Consider the following 18,260-nt stretch of genomic DNA (forward strand, 5'->3'; position numbering starts at 1 on the left):
CCCACAGCCGCATCGCTACAGCGCACGATTCGTGCAATCAGAAGATCAGAACTGGTGTCGCAGTCCCACGGTGACCGCGACCTGCGTGCCCGTCGACGATGGCGAGAGGGTATTGATCATCGCATCTGCGAGCACGGAATCCGCCGGCGCGCCATGAACATGCTGATAGACGCCTTCCAGGTACACGTCGGTACGCTTGCTCAACGAATAGTCGGTCTGCAGCATGACCGAATTCCATTTTGGAGAGGCTTTCGTGGCCCCCTGGTTGTAAGCACCGTCAGTGAACGTATAGGCACCGGATACGCTCCACGCAGACGTCACCGAGTAGTGTGCGTTCACCTCGTAATTGTCCAATCGCAGATTGCCGCCAAGCGGCAGATAGCTGCCGAGGCCCAGCGAGATGACGCCCGCCATGTTGTCGATCTGAGTATGGCTCCACACGAATCCGACAGTTGCGGGGCCGAACGTGTAATTGCCGCCGGCGCCCCAGATACGCTGGCGCTCCGCGATGAAGTTCGCGCTGCCGTCGCCCTGCGCGATTGCCCCATTCGGATTCGTGCCCGATACGCCGCCGCCTGCGTTATTGAACTGCAGGTACCCGCCAGCAAGATTCACTGGGCCCTGCGCATAACCTACGCTAAAGCCGTACGCGCGATTGTCAGCGAATCCTCCCGCCTTGTTGCTGAACGAATACATGCCTTCGAACGTCACGCCGGCATAGCTCGGGCTCACATACTTGACCGAGTTGTTGACGACCACGGAATCAGCCGCCAGGTTGTCGTTCTCGAACGGGTGTGCGGCGAGGTTGCCACCCCACGTGTTGCTCCCCGCGGTGATCGGTCCGAGCTGGTCGTTCAGTACATCGAACTGGCGGCCCAACGTCACGGTGCCGAGATTGTCGCTTTGCAACCCGACCCAGGCCTGAGAACCGAAGGCGTCACCCGGAAAGGCCTGGCTACCGTTGTTTAGATTGAAGCCCTGCTCGAGTTTGAAGATCGTACGAACACCACCTCCCAGATCTTCAGTACCCTTGAGGCCAAACACCGTATTCTGCGTGGAGCTGGTCGCCATTTGCCAATTGCTATGACCGGCCTGATTGTTGGTATAGATGAGTCCCGTGTCGATAAGACCGTACAGGGTCACGCTGTTTTGCGCATACGCGGAAACCGAAAATACGCCGAGGACCCCGATTGCCAGCAAGGTTTTTTTCATTTCTTTATGCCCCATTTGCGATTACAGAAAAATAGAACAGCTTTTTCTTAATTGGAGTTCCATCCCGGGACATTCCACCTGGGATGGTCAGCTCGCGCCGATCTGCTTCTAAATCGAAATGTGCTTTCCAATCGCATCAAACAAGCAGAATGGCCACTAGCTGACCGGCGGTCGCAATCACGATCGCCAGATCAACCGGATTGGCCAGAAGAAATCCGAGAAAATCTGAATCGACGGCGCGCGTGCGCCACATCCCGACAAAGCCGACCGACAGAATCAGTCCGAATAAAAAGTCGAATCCGAATCCTGCGGCGAGCCATCTGTTATGCCTGACGACATGTTCGGCGAATGCGAACATTGCCAAAAAGGCGATTTGCGATATGAGAACAACCAGTACGACAACACGCTGCTGATTATTCTTTTTCATCGGCTGGCGGAAATCCGGTTGCTCGAACCCGGCACGACCTCCTCGCTCGTCTGGCCGAACTTCGGCAGTACGGGCGCGTACCTGGCAGACACCCGTATGCTCTCAAGTACGAAGGGTGCTCCGACTTCTGTCGCGGCCTGGCCGCTGTAAGCGCCAGGCCCCAACCCAAGGCACGCAGGCGCCCTGCCCCGCATGGCAGCGATGCCGGCAGGTACGCGGCACCCCAAAGGAGGGGCGGTGACCGTCGTACCCGCTCCATCCGCGGCGCAACCGTTATTCGACCGCCTCGCCATGCAGCACCAGGTCCAGTCCTTCGCGCTCTTCTTCCTCGGCGACACGCAACCCCATCACTGCGTCGATTGCCTTGAGCAGAACAAACGAGACCACCCCGCTGTAGATCAGCGTCGTCGCGACACCCTTGAGTTGCAGCATCACGTCACCGTCCGCGCCGCCGATGTCCTTGACCGCGAACACGCCGGTCAGCAGCGCACCGACGATCCCGCCCACGCAGTGCACGCCGAACGCGTCGAGCGAATCGTCGTAACCGAGCTTGTGCTTGAGCCACGTGGCCGCCCAGAAGCAGACCACACCCGCGACGATACCGATCACGAGCGCCCCGAGCGTGCCGACGAAGCCCGACGCCGGCGTAATCGCCACCAGACCCGCGACCGCGCCCGACACGATACCGAGCACCGACGGCTTGCCCTTGGCTGCCCATTCGGCGAACATCCACGCGAGCGCCGCCGCGGCGGTCGCCACCTGCGTCGCGAACATCGCGAAGCCGGCGCGGCCATCCGCTGCCACGGCCGAACCCGCGTTGAAGCCGAACCAGCCGACCCACAGCATCGCGCCACCGATCAGCGTGAGCGTCAGGTTGTGCGGCGCCATCGCTTCCTTGCCATAGCCGACGCGCTTGCCGAGCACCAGACAGCAGACCAGACCCGCGATACCGGCGTTGATGTGCACCACCGTGCCGCCCGCGAAGTCGAGGATGCCCGCGCTAGCCAGCCAGCCGCTCGGCTCCCATACCATGTGTGCGATCGGCGAGTAGACGATGATCGACCACAGCGTCATGAACACCAGCATCGCCGAGAACTTCATGCGGTCCGCGAACGCACCGGTGATCAGCGCCGGCGTGATGATCGCGAAGGTCATCTGATAGACGAAGTAGACCGTCTCGGGGATCGTCGGCGCGAGGTGGCTGACGGTCAGCGTCGTGGCCTTGTCGCCCTTGATGTAGTTCATGCCCGTCATGAACACGCGCGAGAAGCCGCCGATGAACGAGCTGCCCGGCGTGAACGCGAGGCTGTAGCCGACCACGGTCCAGACGATCGTCACGACACAGGTGATCGCGAAGCTTTGCATCAGCGTCGCGAGCACGTTCTTCTTGCGGACCATGCCGCCGTAGAACAGCGCGAGACCCGGGATCGTCATGAACAGCACCAGCGCGGTGGAGGTCAGCATCCACGCGGTGTCGCCGGAGTTGATCTTCGATGAATCGACCGAGAACGGTGCGGTTGGGGCGGCCGGTGCCGATGCAGCGGCATCCGCCGCGGCGGGTGCCGCTGGAGCCGCGGACGCTTGCGCGACCGGTACGGAGGCGGCCGCGGGCGCCGAGGCGTCTTGCGCGAATGCGGAGCCCAGCCCGCCGGCGAGCAATGAGCCGGCCATCAACAACGTCATCAACAGTTTGCGCATCTCTCTTTCCTCTTATCCCAGTGTTTTTTTATAGGGCGTCGGCGCCGGTCTCGCCGGTGCGGATCCGGATCACCTGTTCGATCGACGTCACGAAGATCTTCCCGTCACCAATCTTTCCGGTACGCGCCGCACGCTCGATCGCCTCGATAGCCTGATCGACGATGTCGTCCGGGACGGCGACCTCGATCTTCACTTTCGGCAGGAAATCGACGACGTATTCCGCGCCCCGATACAGTTCGGTGTGCCCTTTCTGACGCCCAAAACCCTTGACCTCCGTAACCGTGATTCCAGAGACGCCAAGCGATGACAAGGCTTCTCGAGCCTCATCAAGCTTGAATGGCTTGATGACCGCACTGATTAGTTTCAATTTGCCTCTCCGTTGACCGTCGATCCCGATGTTGGCCGCGAATGACCGTGGCTCAGCGCGGAGACGTTCAAAGCAACTGTCATGCCATTCGCACGGCAGGTACTGGAGCGGGGAGTTATCGAAGGAGCCGCGCTTCGGGTCCTATGGCGCTCAGATGGATATTGTGAGGAACGGAGCGGGATTGGGCAGCTGACCTGTCAGAAGGCTTCTTAGCGGAATGCGGCGGACGGACTGAATGTACCCAGGCACCATGTGCGAGCGCGTTCCCCTGTCGTCCGTCCAATCGCGGGCATGCGTGCACGGTTCTGCCGCTTGTCATTACATATTCATTAATCGAAGCTTCCAGGTTTCCACTCGCACGCCCGACGCTCGCGAGCGTTCAAGAGGTCGAGCGCAACTCCGCCGTGATAACGTGCAAAGACATCGCAACTCGAACAGGAACAGACCAGGATAATTTCGCATGTTTTCGTTGGGGTTAATGACTTTGACCGTGCGTTGAAATTCTATTCGGCCGTCATGAGCGAGTTGGGACATCGACTGAAGTTTTGCGAGCCAGATAAACCGTGGGCTGGTTGGATGGCTGAGGGTATGCCGCGCCCGCTCTTCGTTATCGGCAGGCCATATGATGGCAACGCAGCAGAACACGGAAACGGTCAAATGGTGGCATTGCTTGCGCCTGATCGTCGTTCAGTCGACAACGCATACGCTAGCGCGCTGGCAAACTCAGGTTCTTGCGAAGGTCCTCCCGGCTTGCGAGCACACTATCACCCGGACTATTACGGGGCGTACTTCCGCGACCCGGAGGGAAACAGGATTTGCGTTTGTTGTCACGATCCCGTGACTCCGTAGCATTCGCAAAGCCCCGAACACGCTATACACCGGCCTATTTTCGAAGCGGTACCCGCTTCGACTTGAAAATTGCCGTCGAGGTGGCGCGAGCGGTCGAGGGGATCGGGTCGGTTACTGTTCAGTGAACCTAACATTCGGTTGACTTCCTGAGGCATTCGTTACCCCCGATGATCCCGTCGAGGGCTTCCATTCAGCAAGTCAGTCGTTAGCCGAGGTAATCTTGAGGAACGGCCTGAGTTCAGGATTTGAGAGAGCGAGAAGATTGAGCGTCGCCCCGCCGAACCGACGCGCGAACTCATCGTCCAGCGTATTGTTGTAGTCGGCCACCGGCAGTTCTAAAGGAAACTGTCGCGTGGTAACCGCCAGCACCTTTTCAACGTCAAGCGTATAGGAGACCAGTGCCTGCTTTTCCTCGGACCACATGACCACGACACATCGCTTTTGGGGGTGAGTTGCCATTCAATATCCTCTGCATCGTTGATAGTTCTGAAATGCTCTCTGCGAGCACACATCCATGAATCTCTGCCCACCCATTGCCATCCGATAGGCAGTTCTTCACTCCGTTGTATAGAGCCTTGGCGATCTCATGGTCGTCCATCCTGTGCATATGAAAAGCGGTTTTCACTCCGGCCGAGCATATCGCGTAACTCGTATGACTGATGCGACACCAGCACGGATGGGCTATGTTGTAGCCACGCTGCGCGCGCTTCTTCCATGGCCTGCACAGTGTCGTCGTGTGCTTCGCGAGGTACGCTCGCCGGCAATGCAAAGTGGAACCACCGGTCCACGTCAAACAGCCAGGGAGACTCGATGTGAAGGTAGAACGATCTGCAAAGGCTGATCGAGAAGAAACGTCCGTGTCGCCTATCATGGGCGCCGCGATAAGAGCCCAGGGAGAGTGAATGCATAGTGCCTCACAGTCAGTCAAGGAGGCCCGATTGTGCAACAAGGCACCATCTCAAAAAACCCCGAATTAAAGCGTGTTAGGAACTCCGATTGAGAGCTGGTGTCCTGGCGGGATGAAAAGAGCAGACTGAAAAGGTTATCCGACTGATGCGTCGGATGAGAAATGAAGTTTCGCGGCGCCGTGCGGCGGCCGGTCGCGAGAGCGAGCCACGCGCACGTGCTTTGGAAAAACGCTCTAAAGAATACTGTCCAACGCCTTGGCGAGCCTGGCGACCACACCTTCGACGTCATGCAGTTTGTCCAGGCCAAATAATCCGACGCGGAAGGTTTTGAAGTCTTCTGGCTCGTCGCATTGAAGGGGAACACCGGCCGCGATCTGCAAGCCGGCATCGGCGAATTTCTTGCCGGATCGTATGCCGTCATCGTCCGTATAGCAGACCACGACGCCAGGAGCCTGAAAACCTTCAGCCGCCACGCTTTTGAAACCTTTGTCACTCATGAGCGAGCGAATGCGCTTGCCGAGTTCAAGCTGCTCGGCTCTGACTTTCTCGAAGCCATATGCCTCGGTTTCCTTCATGACGTCGCGCAGCGTCGCGAGACTGTCCGTGGGCATCGTGGCGTGATACGCGAACCCGCCGTTCTCGTAGGCTTCCATGATCTGCAGCCATTTCCCAAGATCACAAGCGAAACTGGTGCTGGTCGTTGCGTCGATTCTTTCGCGGGCGAGAGGGCTGAGCATGACCATTGCGCAGCAGGGTGAAGCGCTCCATCCTTTTTGCGGTGCGCTGATCAGGACATCGATGCCGCTGGCCTGCATGTCCACCCAGATCGTACCGGAGGCGATGCAATCCAGTACAAACATGCCGCCGACGGCATGCACCGCGTCGGACACCGCGCGCAAGTAGGCATCAGGCAGCATCATCCCGGATGCGGTTTCGACATGCGGCGCAAAGACCAGATCCGGCTTGTTTTCCTTGATCGCAGCGACGACCTCTTCGATCGGAGCCGGTGCATATGCGGCCTGCCTACCTCGTTCGACCGGACGCGCCTTCAACACCACCGATTCAGACGGAATGTCGCCCATGTCGAAAATCTGCGACCAGCGGAAACTGAACCAGCCATTGCGGATGACCAGACACTTCCTGTTCGTCGCGAACTGCCGGGCGACGGCTTCCATGCCGAAAGTCCCGCTGCCCGGGACAATAACGGCCGACTTCGCGTTGTAGATTTTTTTCAGGGCGCCGGAAATATCGCGTACGACTCCTTGAAAGAGCTGCGACATGTGATTGATTGATCGGTCGGTGTAGACGACCGAATATTCGAGGAGTCCATCGCGGTCGACATCGGGAAGTAAACCTGGCACGTTCGCCTCCGGTAATTGACGAGTAAAAGAATCGAAAACAGATTCTAACGAAAGCTGCCTGCAACGGCATCGGCCGAGACGCCCCCGCCCTTATTCGATCGCAGTCGCCCCCAAAGGTGGCGCCGCTCGCCTCCTTCCGACTGCTTCTCAGGGGAAGATCGGTGTCGTGGGCTCCGCGCCCTCGATATCGGCCTTCGGAAAATGCTGCGCGACCATCTGCTCGATCTCCTGTTCGCGCGATCCAGGCACGTCGGCCATGATCAGGAGCTGGCCGTCACGGATGGCGTCCCGAAAGCGCTCGAGTCGTGCATTCGGTTCGGCGACGCCGATCATCGCGGCCGTCCAGGCCCCGAAGCCGGCACCCGCCAACGTCAATGCGATGACGGCTCCGCCCGCAATAACGAGCTCCGCGGGAGGATACGCCAGCGCCACGAGGCCGACGAGCGCTCCGGTCGCACCGCCGAGCGCCACGCCTCGTTCGAGCGAGTGCACGACGTCGCTGCTCTGCAGCAAAGTTGCCTCGGGTAACTGTTCGAGTGCGACGCTGTGATTCGCGAGAACATGGATATGTCGCCATGTGATCCGCGTCCGCAGCAAGTCGTCTACGATCGCCTTCGCCGTCGTCGTGTCAGATGTGAGGAAATAAAGACGTCTCATCTCGACCCTCCATCAATCAAGCCGTCCTCAAACGGGACGATGCCGTTCATCGTACGCCTGCGGCAGGCAAAAGTTGGCTCCGGGCAGGCGCGTGCCGTGTTTGGATGGCTGGTCGCTGCTGTATGCCAGCTTACAAATTCGGAAAACTTCTCGTGGAGACATAGGGTTGAGCAAAAACCTGCTGCCAGACTATTTCGCGTAGTTCCGGCAACCATGCAGGTTTGCGGTCCACATTACGTTAGGTTCTAAACGGAGGCAAACGATGACACGCGTTCGCGTTGCGGGCTTCACCATTTCGCTCGACGGATACGGTGCAGGCCCGAATCAAGACATCAACAATCCGCTCGGCGTTGGCGGGACGGAACTGCATCAGTGGCTAGTCCCAACACACACGTTCCAGCAAGCCTTGTTCGGCAAGGACGGCGGTACGACCGGGGTTGACGATGATTTCGCCGCCCGCGGCTTTCAGAATGTCGGGGCCTGGATTCTTGGGCGGAACATGTTCGGACCCATTCGTGGGGACTGGCCGGACACAAACTGGAAAGGCTGGTGGGGAGACAATCCACCGTATCACGTTCCAGTCTTCATCTTGACCCATCACGCTCGTCCCCCCATCGAGATGGCAGGCGGCACGACGTTCCACTTCATAACAGGAGGCATTCGCGAGGCGCTCGACCGTGCACGCGAGGCCGCTGCCGGAATGGACGTGCGCATTGGCGGTGGGCCGGACACAATTCAGCAGTATCTTCGCGAGGGCCTCATCGATGATCTGCACATTGCCGTCGCGCCGGTCCTGCTCGGCCGGGGAGAATCGCTGTTCGAAGGGGTCGACTTGCGGGCTCTGGGATACGAATGCGTTGAATTCGTAGCGTCGGAGAAGGCCACGCATGTCGTCCTAAGGCGCCAAGGGCACACGGACGCCTAACCACTCGCTGAAGGCCGACGCCCCTGACGGGCCGCGGCCTTGGCTCGCGCGTTGAGTGGACCGGTCTTGTACCGCATACTTCAGTGAATCACACCACCGAAAGGATCGACATGGTTGCTGACCTTGCACGCTCCTGGTTGACCTGGAGCGCGCCTGCAGCCGCTGCGCAGGCCTCCGGTCGCCCGCTCGTGGCGCTGGAATCGACCATCATCGCCCACGGCATGCCCTACCCGGAGAACGTTCGCACTGCGCGCGAAGTGGAAGCCTTGATCCGTGACGCGGGTGCCGAGCCGGCGACTATTGCGCTGATCGATGGGCGAATCCACATCGGCCTTTCGGATGACGAGTTGGAAACGATCGGCCGATCGGACCACGTACATAAGGTCAGCCGCCGCGACCTGCCGGCCGTGCTGGCCGACGGCGGGCTGGGCGCCACGACCGTGGCTGGCGCGATGATATGTGCGGCGTTGGCCGGCATCGAGGTCTTCGTCACCGGAGGCATTGGCGGCGTACACCGAGGCGCGCATGAAACCTTTGACATCTCGGCCGATCTGCAGGAACTGGCGAAGACCTCGGTGGCGGTGATCTGTGCCGGTGCGAAGTCCATCCTGGACATCGGGCTCACATTGGAATACCTGGAAACCCACGGCGTGCCGGTGCTCAGTTGCGAACAGGACAATTTTGCGGCGTTCTACACGCGTGACAGCGGCTTTCGCGCGGGCTTCAGGCTGGACGACGCGGAGGAACAGGCACGGTTCATTCGCACCAAGTGGGACCTGGGCCTCGACGGCGGTGTGGTGCTGAGCACTCCGGTGCCGGAAGCCGCAGCGATGTCGTTCGAAGAGATCGACGCGCTGACCCAGCAGGCGCTCGACGAGGCCGCTGCACAAGGAATCACTGGCAAGGCCGTCACCCCCTTCCTGCTGGCGCGCATCAAGGCGTTGACAGGCGGGCGCAGCCTGGCGACAAACATCGCGCTCGTGAAACACAACGCCGAGGTCGGCGCAAGGCTGGCGCTAGCGTTGGCACGCTCACAGCCCAGGACAGGCGCGGTGTAGCCTCACTGCCGTTTCGCGCGGCTGGTGATTTCCTTGACGGCCACCGCGCTCATTTCGAGCCAGTGCCGAAGCTGCCGCCGCCCGGGGCGCAGGGCTCCACGAAGCCAGCCCCGTGCTATCTTTGACGGATTCGACACCTTCCTCTCAGGAGGGCTCGTGGACGTCGCCGCGTGGCTGCACAGCCTCGGAATGGAGCGGTATGAACCGGTGTTTCGCGAGAACGCCATCGACGCCGACGTGCTTCGCGATCTCACCGCGGACGATCTGAAAGAACTGGGTATTGCGTCGGTTGGTCATCGCCGCAAACTGCTCGATGCCTTGACTGAATTGCGGGCGCGAACCGGGCCCCGGCGTAGCGCCGCGAGCCCAGGCGAGGCGAAAGGCGAACGACGGCAGGTCGCCGTCCTGTTCGCCGATCTGTGTGGCTTCACGCGGATGAGCCGTGAAGTCGACGCGGAGGAAGTACTCGCCGTTCTCGATCGCTACTTCGAGCAGGTTGACCGCACCATCGAGCAGCATGGCGGGCACGTCGACAAGCACGTCGGCGACTGCGTCATGGCAGTATTCGGCGCGCCGGTCTCGCATGGCAATGATGTCGAACGCGCCGTGCGGGCGGCACTCGCGATCAGGGATGGGATGCCCGACCTGTCGCGTGCGCTCGGCCGCCCGGTCTGCGTGCATATCGGCATAGCCGGCGGCGAAGTCGTCGCAAGCGGCACCGGTAGCGCGACTCACAGGGAATACACCGTCACCGGCGACACGGTCAACCTCGCCTCGCGTCTCACCGATGCGGCTGAGCCGGGGAAGATCCTGATCTCGGAAAGCGTGCGACGCCCGCTGGCTGACCGGCTGGACTGTGTCGAACGCGGCGCGCTGTCGGTCAAAGGCTTCGCGCAAGCGGTCACGGCGTGGTGTATCGCCGGCTTTCGGCGCTCACGCTCGAGCCGGCCGTTCGTCGGCCGGCATCACGAGATGCGCCAGTTTCGATCCGTGCTCCATTCGTGCCGCGACACCGGAGGCGGACGCACCGTTCTGCTGCGCGGTGAGGCCGGGATCGGCAAAACACGCCTGGTCGAGGAATTCGAACGCGAGGCACGGGACGCAGGATTCCTTTCTCATACTGGCCTCGTGCTCGACTTCGGTGCGTCAACCGGACGTGGCGCAATCCAGTCTCTCGTGCGCGGCCTGTTGGCAGCCGACGGCTCAACTCACGGAGCTGCGAGCGCCACTGGCGTCGAGCACGCGCACGCCAGCGGTTTGATCGACGCTGGCGACGCACTCTTTCTCGAAGATCTGGTCGATTTGCCGATGGGGTTCGAGGACCGGGCAGTCTACGACGCCATGGACAATGAAATGCGCGTTCGCGGCCGACGCAACGCCCTGACCCGGCTTGTCCAACGCGCGAGCCGCCAGCAACCTCGGGTACTGGTCGTCGAGGATATTCACTGGTCGGACGAAACGACGCTTCGCGACCTCGCCGGACTATCAGAAACGATGGCGGGATGTCCAGCCGTACTCGTGCTGACAGTGCGGACGCACGGCGATTCGAGTGAAGAGCCGTGGCGCGTGGCGACCAGCGGACCGTATTCGCTGATCGATCTGGGTCCGCTGAGCGCCGGCGACGCGCATGCGATGGCCAGATCGTTTCCCGGGGCGCAGGCAGGTCTGGCGGGACGCTGCATCGAACGGGCGGCGGGCAATCCGCTGTTTCTCGAGCAGTTGCTGAACGATGCGCAGGACGGCGAAGGGACCGGCGTGCCGGGGTCGGTGCGAAGCCTCGTACGGGCGCGGCTCGATCGGCTTGATCCCGCCGATAAGACAGTGCTGCAGGCTGCCTCGGTGCTCGGCCAGTTGTTCGAGAAGGAGGCGGTCGATTTTCTCGTCGATGGCGCTGGCGCCGATGCGGATGCCGGCGTTGCGCTGGAACCGCTTGTGATCGGTCTGCTGTTACGACGTCAAGGCAGCGGATTCATCTTCCATCACGCACTGATTCGCGACGCCATTTATGACGGGCTGCTGAAAAGCCGGCGCCGCGATTTGCATCGTCGCGCCGCACAGTGGTACGGCGAGCGCGACCTCGTCCTGCGAGCCGAACATCTCGATCGCGCGGGAGAACCCGGGGCAGCGCTCGCCTATTGCGAAGCAGCGCGCTCGCAGGCGTCGGGGCACCGCCATGAAGCCGCGCTCCGGCTTGTCGGACGAGGGCTCGATCTCGCGGATCAACGTAGCGACCGCGCCGCACTCGAGTGTCTACATGGCAACGTCCTGCATGACCTCGGCGACATGAAGTCGGCACTTCATGCATTCGAAATCGCCCTCGAATATGCGACGACGGACGCGGAGCGTTGCCGTGCATGGATCGGGCGGGCCACTGTGAAGCGGATCATCGACGATCTCGACGGTGCATGGGCCGACCTCGACTCCGCCGCTGAAGCCTCCCAAGGCCTGTTGCGCGAAGAGGCGCGCATTCACTTCCTGCGCGGCAATCTGTGTTTTCCCCGCGGCGATATCGACGGCTGCGTGCGTGAGCACGGGCGCAGCCTTGCCCTCGCGCGCGACGCGTGTGATCCCGAACAGGAGGCGGCCGCACTCGGCGGCCTTGGCGATGGCGAGTACATGCGCGGCCGGATGATCAGCGCCCACGCGGCCTTCAGCCGCTGCATCGAACTCTGCCAATGCCATGGCTTCGGACGGATCGAGGTGGCCAACCTTCCGATGCGGGCGATCACGACGTGGTTTATCGGCGAAGCCGCGCGCGCGCTCGACGCCGCGCTTGCCAGCGTCGCCGCAGCGCAGAAGGTGGGGCATCCCCGCGCGCTCGCCGTCGCCCATCACGCTGCCTGGCACTGCCTGCACGATCGCGCGGAGTGGGATCGTGCGTGGGAGCACGTCGCTCCTGCGCTACAGTGCGCGCGCGAGCTGAAATCAAGGCGCTTCGAAGGTGAAGCGCTCGCGTTTCGCGCGGAATTGCATCGGGTCGCCGGCCGTCCGCGCGAAGCGCGCGCCGATATCGAAGCGGCGCTGTCGATCAGCCGGGAGACCGGCATGAACTACCTGGGCCCCGCTTATCTCGGCGTGCTCGCGCGCATGACGGACGACCCGTTGTCTTCGCACAGGCGCTCGCGGAAGGCGAAGCTTTGCTCGCGGCCGGAGCGGTGAGCCACAACCACTTTCTGTTTCGACGTGATGCGATAGATGCATGCATCGACCGCAAACGCTGGGATGCGGCCGCGCACCATGCTGCGGCCCTTGAAGACTACGCACGCCGCGAGCCATCGCCCTTTTCCGGATTTTTCGTGGCGCGCGCACGGGCGCTTGTCTCGTATGGAACCGGCAATCGCGATCCGGCATCGCTGAAGGAACTCCAGCGGCTACGGCAGGAGGGCAGCGGCCTGGGTTTCCTTTATGCGCTCCAGGCGATCGAGGCCGCGCTTTCGGGCGAGGCCGATAGAGGAGGATAGGGTCGCCGCGCTCACTCCTGTTGACGCCGTCCAACCATCACCGTATCTTGCAATCCAAGGTAAAGCGACATGACACGGCAGTTGTGTCTGACTGTTTTCCGTTGACCTGGCCACGACGATGAACATTGACGATCGGCTTCTCGAGAGCAAAATGATCGCGATCGAGCAGGCGAGATCATGGAGTCCGCGCGTCATTTCCAAGCTCGAGACTCTGATCAGGAGCGGCGACGAGCTGTCCGTCTACCGGGTCAATCCGCTGGCGTTTGCGCGAGATCGCGGCATAAGCGAGGCTGAATGCATTGACCTCTTTCTTCATGCGGCGCGATACGGATTGTTCGAGATGAACTGGGACGTTCTTTGTCCGCAGTCGGGAATGGTCCTCCACAGCTTCGGATCATTGCGCACTCTCAAGACCCATTACGTCTGTGGGCTATGCGACGTTACGGGCGAAACCGACCTCGACGATTTCATCCAGGTCACGTTTTCAATATCGCCCGAACTTCGGAGGTTGACGTTCCACGATCCCGAATCGCTTTCCGTTGAAGATTTCCACTGGAAATTGCGATTTAACGGTGACGGTCGGTTCGCCGGCCAGCGAGTCCGGTTTCTCGACTTCTTGCGGGGGCTCGTGCGCGGCCTCACGTTCCTGCCGCCAGGTTCGACGACGACCCTGCAGGCTGTGCTTGGCCCCGGTGCCTTGACGGGTGTGAATGTCGAGACACAAGCCGCTCTCATTGTTCCGATCGCTGGTGAGGCCGCTACCTCGCCGACACTGGTGCAGGTCGGTTATGACGGTCAACGGTTTGCCCCGGCGCTCTCCGTTGTGCCGCCTGGGCCTGTCGTCATTCAAGTAAGGAATACCGGGAGCACGCGCGGGTCGCTGCTCTTGATCAATTGGCCTCCAGAGGTCGTCGCTCAGGCCATCAAGCCGCCGCTCGAATTCGAACCGTATCTCTCCGGAGGGGCGCTGGTGGCGCGACAGACCTTCCGGCGCCTGTTCCGCTCGGAGAACGTTGACGAGAAGGAAGGCCTTGGGATTCGGCAAGTGACGTTCGTTTTCACGGATCTCAAGGGTTCGACGGCCATGTACGAACGCATCGGTGATCTGAATGCGTACGGCCTCGTCAGACAGCATTTCGCCTTGCTTGAGATGATCGCACAACGGTATTCCGGCGCTATCGTAAAGACGATTGGCGACGCTGTGATGGCCGTCTTTTGTCGACCAACGGACGCAGTCTCCGCGTCGTTGAGTATCGTGGAGGAAATCGGGCGCTTCAATCGCGAACGTGGAGAACCGGCGATCATCCTGAAGATCGGAGCACATTGCGGGCCGTCGATTGCGGTGACACTGAACGACAATCTCGATTATTTCGGCCAGGCCGTCAACGTCGCCGCGCGCGTGCAGTCTCTCGCCGACGCCGGGGAGATTTGCATTTCGGAAGCGCTCTATAGTGCGCCTGGGGTCCGCGACCTCCTTGGTGGCCGCACTGTCGTCGAATTTGAGGCTCCGCTTCGCGGCCTCCAGGGCAGGGCAAGCGTGTATCGCATCGTGTCCGGGTGGTGACGGCTTACGGCGCCGATCTTGCCTCCTCTTGGGGCTACTCTTGTTTGCTCAACGTCGAACCCGACAGGTGCCGAGATGGAGAAGGACGACGCAGCCGGTTTGCTCCCTATGCACGGCGTTCAGCCGCGTTCCGAGGAAACGCTCGATCCGGACGATTGGACTGCGCTGCGGACACTCTCGCACCGCATCGTCGACGATGCGGTCGACTACCTGCGCGACGTGCGCAGCCGGCCAGTGTGGCGAAGCATGCCCGAGAGCGCCAAGGCCTCGTTCGAGCAGGCGCTGCCACGCTCGGCGTCATCGGCGGAAAGTATTTATCACGAGCTTGGCGAGAATTTGATGCCCTATCCACTGGGCAACGTACATCCTCGCTTCTGGTCCTGGTATATGGGGGCAAGCAACTTCACCGGCGCACTGGGAGACTTCCTGGCGGCAATTCAAGGTTCCAACCTGGGTGGCGGCAATCATGCGGCGGCTTCGATGGATCAGCAGGTCGTCAACTGGTGCAAGGACATGGTTGGCTTTCCAGTTTCCGCCAGCGGCACATTGGTCAGCGGCGGCTCGATGGCAAATATCATTGCCCTGACAGTGGCACGCAATGCGAAGGCTGGAATCGACGTGCGCGAGCATGGTGTAGCCGCCATCGACCGACCGTTGCGATTTTATGGCTCGGATCAGATGCATAGCTGCCATCGTAAGGCGATGGAGTCGCTAGGCCTGGGAAACGCGGCGTTGCGGCGGATCCCGACAGACGCGGCGCTGAGAATCGACGTCGCCGCTCTGCGGATTGCGATCGCAGAGGACCGGTCAGCGGGATTTCAGCCTGCTTGCGTGATCGCAACGGCGGGGACAGTCAATACAGGTGCGATCGACGATCTGATGGCGCTGGCGGATCTGGCCGCTGAAGAGAACGTCTGGTTACACGTAGACGGATGCATCGGCGCGCTGCTTGCGATCGCACCCGACAATTCATATCGCGTCGCGGGCATTGCACGCGCTGATTCAATCGCCCTCGATCCTCACAAGTGGCTGCACGCTCCGTTTGAGGTCGGCTGCGCCCTCGTTCGCGACGCTGCGGCGCATCGAGGCGCATTCGCGGTGACACCGGAATACCTGCAACCAACAGCGCGCGGAATTGCTTCGGCCCCCTGGCTCTACGAGTATGGATTGCAGACGTCCAGAGGTTTCCGTGCGCTGAAAGTCTGGATGGCTCTAAAAGAGCATGGAGTCGAGAAGTTCGGCCGTCTGATCGACCAAAACATCGCGCAGGCTCGCTACCTCAGTGACCTCATCGACTCCGAGCGACACCTCGAGTTGGTCGTGCCAACCAACATCAACATCGTATGCTTCAGATATCGACCGGAGGAGATGGAAGAGGCAGCATTGAAGGCTCTCAACATCGAGATCATGTTGCAGCTTCAGGAAGCTGGCATCGCGGCCTTGTCCGACACAACGGTGCACGGCGTGCATTGCCTCAGGGTCGCGATATGCAACCACCGAACCCGCAAGGACGACCTGGATCTGCTGGTCAAAGAAATCGTTCGACACGGACAGCGGATTTTGCAAGGTTGGCAGAACCCAAAGGAGCCGGCATGAACATAAGCAATGCGAGCAGAATAATCGGCGCAATGTTAATTGCGGCCATCGCGAGTGGCGCGGCCTATGCGAACGCGCAACAAGGTATGAGCGCGACGGCCGGCGCGGTCGCACAAAGGGTGGCGGCCTCAAGCTCGCCGCCTCGACCCAGGCCGGATACTTCGATAGTTCGTGACGTTCGCCGCGCCCTCAGGCGTGTACCGGATATGGATGATTCAGAGATTCACATCAGGGCGAGCCACGGCGTCGTCACGCTCACCGGATCGGTGCCGGAAAGCTGGCAGATCTCGCGCGCTGGCAATGCAGCAAGATCAGTGCTGGGAGTCAAGTCGGTGACGAACAGATTGACAGTGCGAAAGAGCGATGCAGCAAGCATTGAGCAACGTCTCGCGGCATCGGCCGGATAGGCTCGATGTTGATCTCATCACTTCGGCGTAGACGATAGGATCCGAAAGGCCTGTACTACGCGATGGTCGGCAACTACCCGAGCTTCATCTACAACTCGGCGGTGCTGAAGAGCCCGCCCAAAACCTACGCAGACCTGCTCGCGCCGCAGTTCAGGCAGAAGATCCAGTACTCGACGCCGGGACAGGCCGGCCGCGAATTGATCCGGATGGGCGATATCGTCGAAGCGATGCTGTGCGCGAGCGTGCCGGTGCTGATCGCAAACGACCGGCGCGCGGTGAACGAGATCGCGGCCCGCGACGATGCTGTGGATATGCTGCACGATGCGATCAAAAGCTACGTCACCGAGGTGACGCGCGAGCCACTTGACGACGAAGACCGGCGCTGGGCCTCGGCGATCATGACCTCCGTGATCAATCTTGAGCATATCGGCGATATCGTCGACAAGAATCTGATGGAGCTGGCGCAGAAAAAGATCAAAGCGCAGGTGAGCTTTTCGGCTGAAGGCGCCGAGGATCTGCGCGCGCTGCACCAGTTAGTGATCGACGGTTTTCACCGTGCTCAGGCGCTGCTCGTGTCGGGAAGGATGCAGACTGCGGCGCAGTTGCTGGAGGACAAACAGGCGCTGCGGCGTCTCGAACGCGCCGCGCGGGATTCTCATCTCGACCGCCTGCGCGAGGGCAAGCCCGACAGCATCGCGTCAAGCTCATTGCATCTCGACCTGCTGCGCGACCTCGTGCGGATCCAGTCGCACATCTGTGCCCTCGCTTATCCGCTGCTCGAGCGCGAGGCAGCTATCGATGGCGATGCGCAGGTCGCATGAGGCAAAACACGACGCTATCGAGCGACGACATTCGCTGCGTCTCGAGCATACTGCGTGGGCGGCAGCCCGACATGACGCGTGAACGCGACGCTGAATGCGCTCGCCGAGCCGTAACCGACACGCTCCGCGATCACCGCGATGCTGACTTCGTTCCGGCGCAGCAGGCTCCTGGCGACGGCCATGCGCCACGACAACAGATACTCCATCGGTGCCACACCGACTGCGCGGCTGAATCGATCGAAGAATGAGGACCGTGAAAGCGCGGCGGTTTTTGCGAGTTGTGCGATCGTCCAGGGCTTGTGCGGACTCTCGTGCATATGACGGATGGCGAGCGCGAGACGGGCGTCGGCGAGGCCGCGGACGAGTCCGGGCGACGCCCCCGTCCCCGTGGCTCGCAACGCTTCAATGAAGAGCACCTCGAGCAGTCGCGCCAGCACGACCTCGCGCGCGGGCCGCTGCGCGCGCGATTCTTCCCTCACGAGCTTGACGAGCGTCGCCAGCCTGGGTTCACCGCGCACGTGCGCGAGCTTGGGCAAGAGCGAGACAAGCAAGGCCGCATCCGGCGAACCGAACTCGCAGAGGCCCGCAAGCCATTGGGCATCTGGCGCGACCGATGCATCGCCGAAACGAAAGCTGCCGTCGGGCAGTGCCGCGGGCGCGATATCGGAGACGTCGTCATCGTCGGGCGGGTTGATGCTCGTCATCGTGAAGCTAAAAACTTCAGGCACGAGCACGAAGTCATCGGCCTGAAGAATGAGCGGCTCGCAACCATTGACGGATAGACGGAAGGAACCTTCGAGCACCACGCAATAGAACGGCTGGCCGACTTCCGTGCGGCTCGCGCGCCAGCGCCCGGCGCCGCTCAGCACTTTCGAGAACGTGGGCGTCGGCTTCAGCAATGTGACGATTTCGGCGAGCGGGTCGATCATGATCGGACGATTTCGAATGA

17 protein-coding genes are annotated in these 18,260 nt (G+C 61.3%); 9 read left to right on the top strand and 8 right to left on the bottom strand.

The window, feature by feature from the left end; all coding sequences use genetic code 11:
• Positions 1 to 45: 45 nt before the first annotated feature.
• The 4 genes from OKW29_RS03650 to OKW29_RS03665 all read right to left on the bottom strand — a co-directional run bounded on the left by OKW29_RS03650 (position 46) and on the right by OKW29_RS03665 (position 3,704).
• Positions 46 to 1,212 carry a porin gene (locus OKW29_RS03650; protein ID WP_429290727.1) on the bottom strand — a complete coding sequence of 389 codons (1,167 nt, stop codon included), beginning with the start codon at positions 1,210 to 1,212 and terminating at the stop codon, positions 46 to 48.
• A 136-nt stretch (positions 1,213 to 1,348) separates the two neighbouring features.
• Entirely contained in the window at positions 1,349 to 1,639 is a 291-nt protein-coding gene (locus tag OKW29_RS03655; RefSeq protein WP_184073140.1) for a hypothetical protein, read from the bottom strand.
• 273 nt (positions 1,640 to 1,912) lie between these two features.
• A complete protein-coding gene (locus tag OKW29_RS03660) occupies positions 1,913 to 3,337 on the bottom strand; it encodes an ammonium transporter (RefSeq protein WP_184058860.1) in 1,425 nt (474 codons plus the stop codon).
• Between the two features lie 28 nt (positions 3,338 to 3,365).
• On the bottom strand, positions 3,366 to 3,704 hold the full coding sequence (locus OKW29_RS03665; protein WP_187618616.1) for a P-II family nitrogen regulator: 339 nt from the start codon (positions 3,702 to 3,704) through the stop codon (positions 3,366 to 3,368).
• Between the two features lie 450 nt (positions 3,705 to 4,154).
• Between OKW29_RS03665 and OKW29_RS03670 the strand changes: the two genes are divergently transcribed.
• The gene (locus OKW29_RS03670; protein WP_429290728.1) at positions 4,155 to 4,553 is read left to right on the top strand and encodes a VOC family protein; all 399 of its coding nucleotides are present in this window, start codon (positions 4,155 to 4,157) and stop codon (positions 4,551 to 4,553) included.
• 198 nt (positions 4,554 to 4,751) lie between these two features.
• Here OKW29_RS03670 and OKW29_RS03675 read toward each other — a convergent pair whose 3' ends face one another.
• The 3 genes from OKW29_RS03675 to OKW29_RS03685 form a co-directional block, all read right to left on the bottom strand.
• Complete coding sequence (locus OKW29_RS03675; protein WP_429290019.1) at positions 4,752 to 5,012, bottom strand: hypothetical protein; 261 nt, start codon at positions 5,010 to 5,012, stop codon at positions 4,752 to 4,754.
• A 682-nt stretch (positions 5,013 to 5,694) separates the two neighbouring features.
• Positions 5,695 to 6,822, bottom strand: a complete 1,128-nt coding sequence (locus OKW29_RS03680) for an aminotransferase class V-fold PLP-dependent enzyme (protein ID WP_429290020.1) — start codon at positions 6,820 to 6,822, stop codon at positions 5,695 to 5,697.
• Positions 6,823 to 6,969: 147 nt separating this feature from the next.
• The gene (locus OKW29_RS03685; protein ID WP_429290021.1) at positions 6,970 to 7,479 is read right to left on the bottom strand and encodes a DUF1269 domain-containing protein; all 510 of its coding nucleotides are present in this window, start codon (positions 7,477 to 7,479) and stop codon (positions 6,970 to 6,972) included.
• Positions 7,480 to 7,741: 262 nt separating this feature from the next.
• On the opposite strand from OKW29_RS03685, the gene OKW29_RS03690 reads away from it, so the two are divergent.
• The 8 genes from OKW29_RS03690 to OKW29_RS03725 all read left to right on the top strand — a co-directional run bounded on the left by OKW29_RS03690 (position 7,742) and on the right by OKW29_RS03725 (position 17,311).
• Entirely contained in the window at positions 7,742 to 8,404 is a 663-nt protein-coding gene (locus OKW29_RS03690) for a dihydrofolate reductase family protein (RefSeq protein WP_184055663.1), read from the top strand.
• Positions 8,405 to 8,514: 110 nt separating this feature from the next.
• Positions 8,515 to 9,462: a pseudouridine-5'-phosphate glycosidase gene (locus OKW29_RS03695; RefSeq protein ID WP_429290729.1), complete on the top strand. Its 948-nt coding sequence runs from the start codon at positions 8,515 to 8,517 to the stop codon at positions 9,460 to 9,462.
• A 189-nt stretch (positions 9,463 to 9,651) separates the two neighbouring features.
• On the top strand, positions 9,652 to 12,621 hold the full coding sequence (locus OKW29_RS03700; protein WP_429290730.1) for an adenylate/guanylate cyclase domain-containing protein: 2,970 nt from the start codon (positions 9,652 to 9,654) through the stop codon (positions 12,619 to 12,621).
• Complete coding sequence (locus OKW29_RS03705; RefSeq protein ID WP_429290022.1) at positions 12,618 to 12,923, top strand: hypothetical protein; 306 nt, start codon at positions 12,618 to 12,620, stop codon at positions 12,921 to 12,923. The genes OKW29_RS03700 and OKW29_RS03705 overlap by 4 nt, the downstream gene beginning before the upstream one ends.
• A gap of 118 nt (positions 12,924 to 13,041) precedes the next feature.
• Positions 13,042 to 14,487: a DUF5939 domain-containing protein gene (locus OKW29_RS03710; RefSeq protein WP_429290023.1), complete on the top strand. Its 1,446-nt coding sequence runs from the start codon at positions 13,042 to 13,044 to the stop codon at positions 14,485 to 14,487.
• A 75-nt stretch (positions 14,488 to 14,562) separates the two neighbouring features.
• Positions 14,563 to 16,083 carry a pyridoxal phosphate-dependent decarboxylase family protein gene (locus OKW29_RS03715; protein WP_429290024.1) on the top strand — a complete coding sequence of 507 codons (1,521 nt, stop codon included), beginning with the start codon at positions 14,563 to 14,565 and terminating at the stop codon, positions 16,081 to 16,083.
• Between the two features lie 206 nt (positions 16,084 to 16,289).
• Complete coding sequence (locus OKW29_RS03720) at positions 16,290 to 16,490, top strand: BON domain-containing protein (protein WP_429290731.1); 201 nt, start codon at positions 16,290 to 16,292, stop codon at positions 16,488 to 16,490.
• Positions 16,491 to 16,696: 206 nt separating this feature from the next.
• On the top strand, positions 16,697 to 17,311 hold the full coding sequence (locus tag OKW29_RS03725; protein WP_429290025.1) for a Na/Pi cotransporter family protein: 615 nt from the start codon (positions 16,697 to 16,699) through the stop codon (positions 17,309 to 17,311).
• Positions 17,312 to 17,325: 14 nt separating this feature from the next.
• Here the strand turns inward: OKW29_RS03725 and OKW29_RS03730 are convergent, their stop codons facing one another.
• Complete coding sequence (locus OKW29_RS03730; RefSeq protein WP_429290026.1) at positions 17,326 to 18,240, bottom strand: AraC family transcriptional regulator; 915 nt, start codon at positions 18,238 to 18,240, stop codon at positions 17,326 to 17,328.
• Positions 18,241 to 18,260 lie beyond the last annotated feature (20 nt).

The organism is Paraburkholderia sp. CI3 (assembly GCF_050436505.1).
Classification (GTDB): domain Bacteria; phylum Pseudomonadota; class Gammaproteobacteria; order Burkholderiales; family Burkholderiaceae; genus Paraburkholderia; species Paraburkholderia tuberum.

Excerpts from the sequence above, each read along its gene's own strand:
- OKW29_RS03650 (WP_429290727.1), bottom strand. The coding sequence starts at position 1,212 with ATGAAAAAAACCTTGCTGGCAATCGGGGTCCTCGGCGTATTTTCGGTT.
- OKW29_RS03655 (WP_184073140.1), bottom strand. The coding sequence starts at position 1,639 with ATGAAAAAGAATAATCAGCAGCGTGTTGTCGTACTGGTTGTTCTCATA.
- OKW29_RS03660 (WP_184058860.1), bottom strand. The coding sequence starts at position 3,337 with ATGCGCAAACTGTTGATGACGTTGTTGATGGCCGGCTCATTGCTCGCC.
- OKW29_RS03675 (WP_429290019.1), bottom strand. The coding sequence starts at position 5,012 with ATGGCAACTCACCCCCAAAAGCGATGTGTCGTGGTCATGTGGTCCGAG.
- OKW29_RS03685 (WP_429290021.1), bottom strand. The coding sequence starts at position 7,479 with ATGAGACGTCTTTATTTCCTCACATCTGACACGACGACGGCGAAGGCG.
- OKW29_RS03690 (WP_184055663.1), top strand. The coding sequence starts at position 7,742 with ATGACACGCGTTCGCGTTGCGGGCTTCACCATTTCGCTCGACGGATAC.
- OKW29_RS03695 (WP_429290729.1), top strand. The coding sequence starts at position 8,515 with ATGGTTGCTGACCTTGCACGCTCCTGGTTGACCTGGAGCGCGCCTGCA.
- OKW29_RS03700 (WP_429290730.1), top strand. The coding sequence starts at position 9,652 with ATGGAGCGGTATGAACCGGTGTTTCGCGAGAACGCCATCGACGCCGAC.
- OKW29_RS03710 (WP_429290023.1), top strand. The coding sequence starts at position 13,042 with ATGAACATTGACGATCGGCTTCTCGAGAGCAAAATGATCGCGATCGAG.
- OKW29_RS03715 (WP_429290024.1), top strand. The coding sequence starts at position 14,563 with ATGGAGAAGGACGACGCAGCCGGTTTGCTCCCTATGCACGGCGTTCAG.
- OKW29_RS03720 (WP_429290731.1), top strand. The coding sequence starts at position 16,290 with ATGGATGATTCAGAGATTCACATCAGGGCGAGCCACGGCGTCGTCACG.
- OKW29_RS03725 (WP_429290025.1), top strand. The coding sequence starts at position 16,697 with ATGGGCGATATCGTCGAAGCGATGCTGTGCGCGAGCGTGCCGGTGCTG.
- OKW29_RS03730 (WP_429290026.1), bottom strand. The coding sequence starts at position 18,240 with ATGATCGACCCGCTCGCCGAAATCGTCACATTGCTGAAGCCGACGCCC.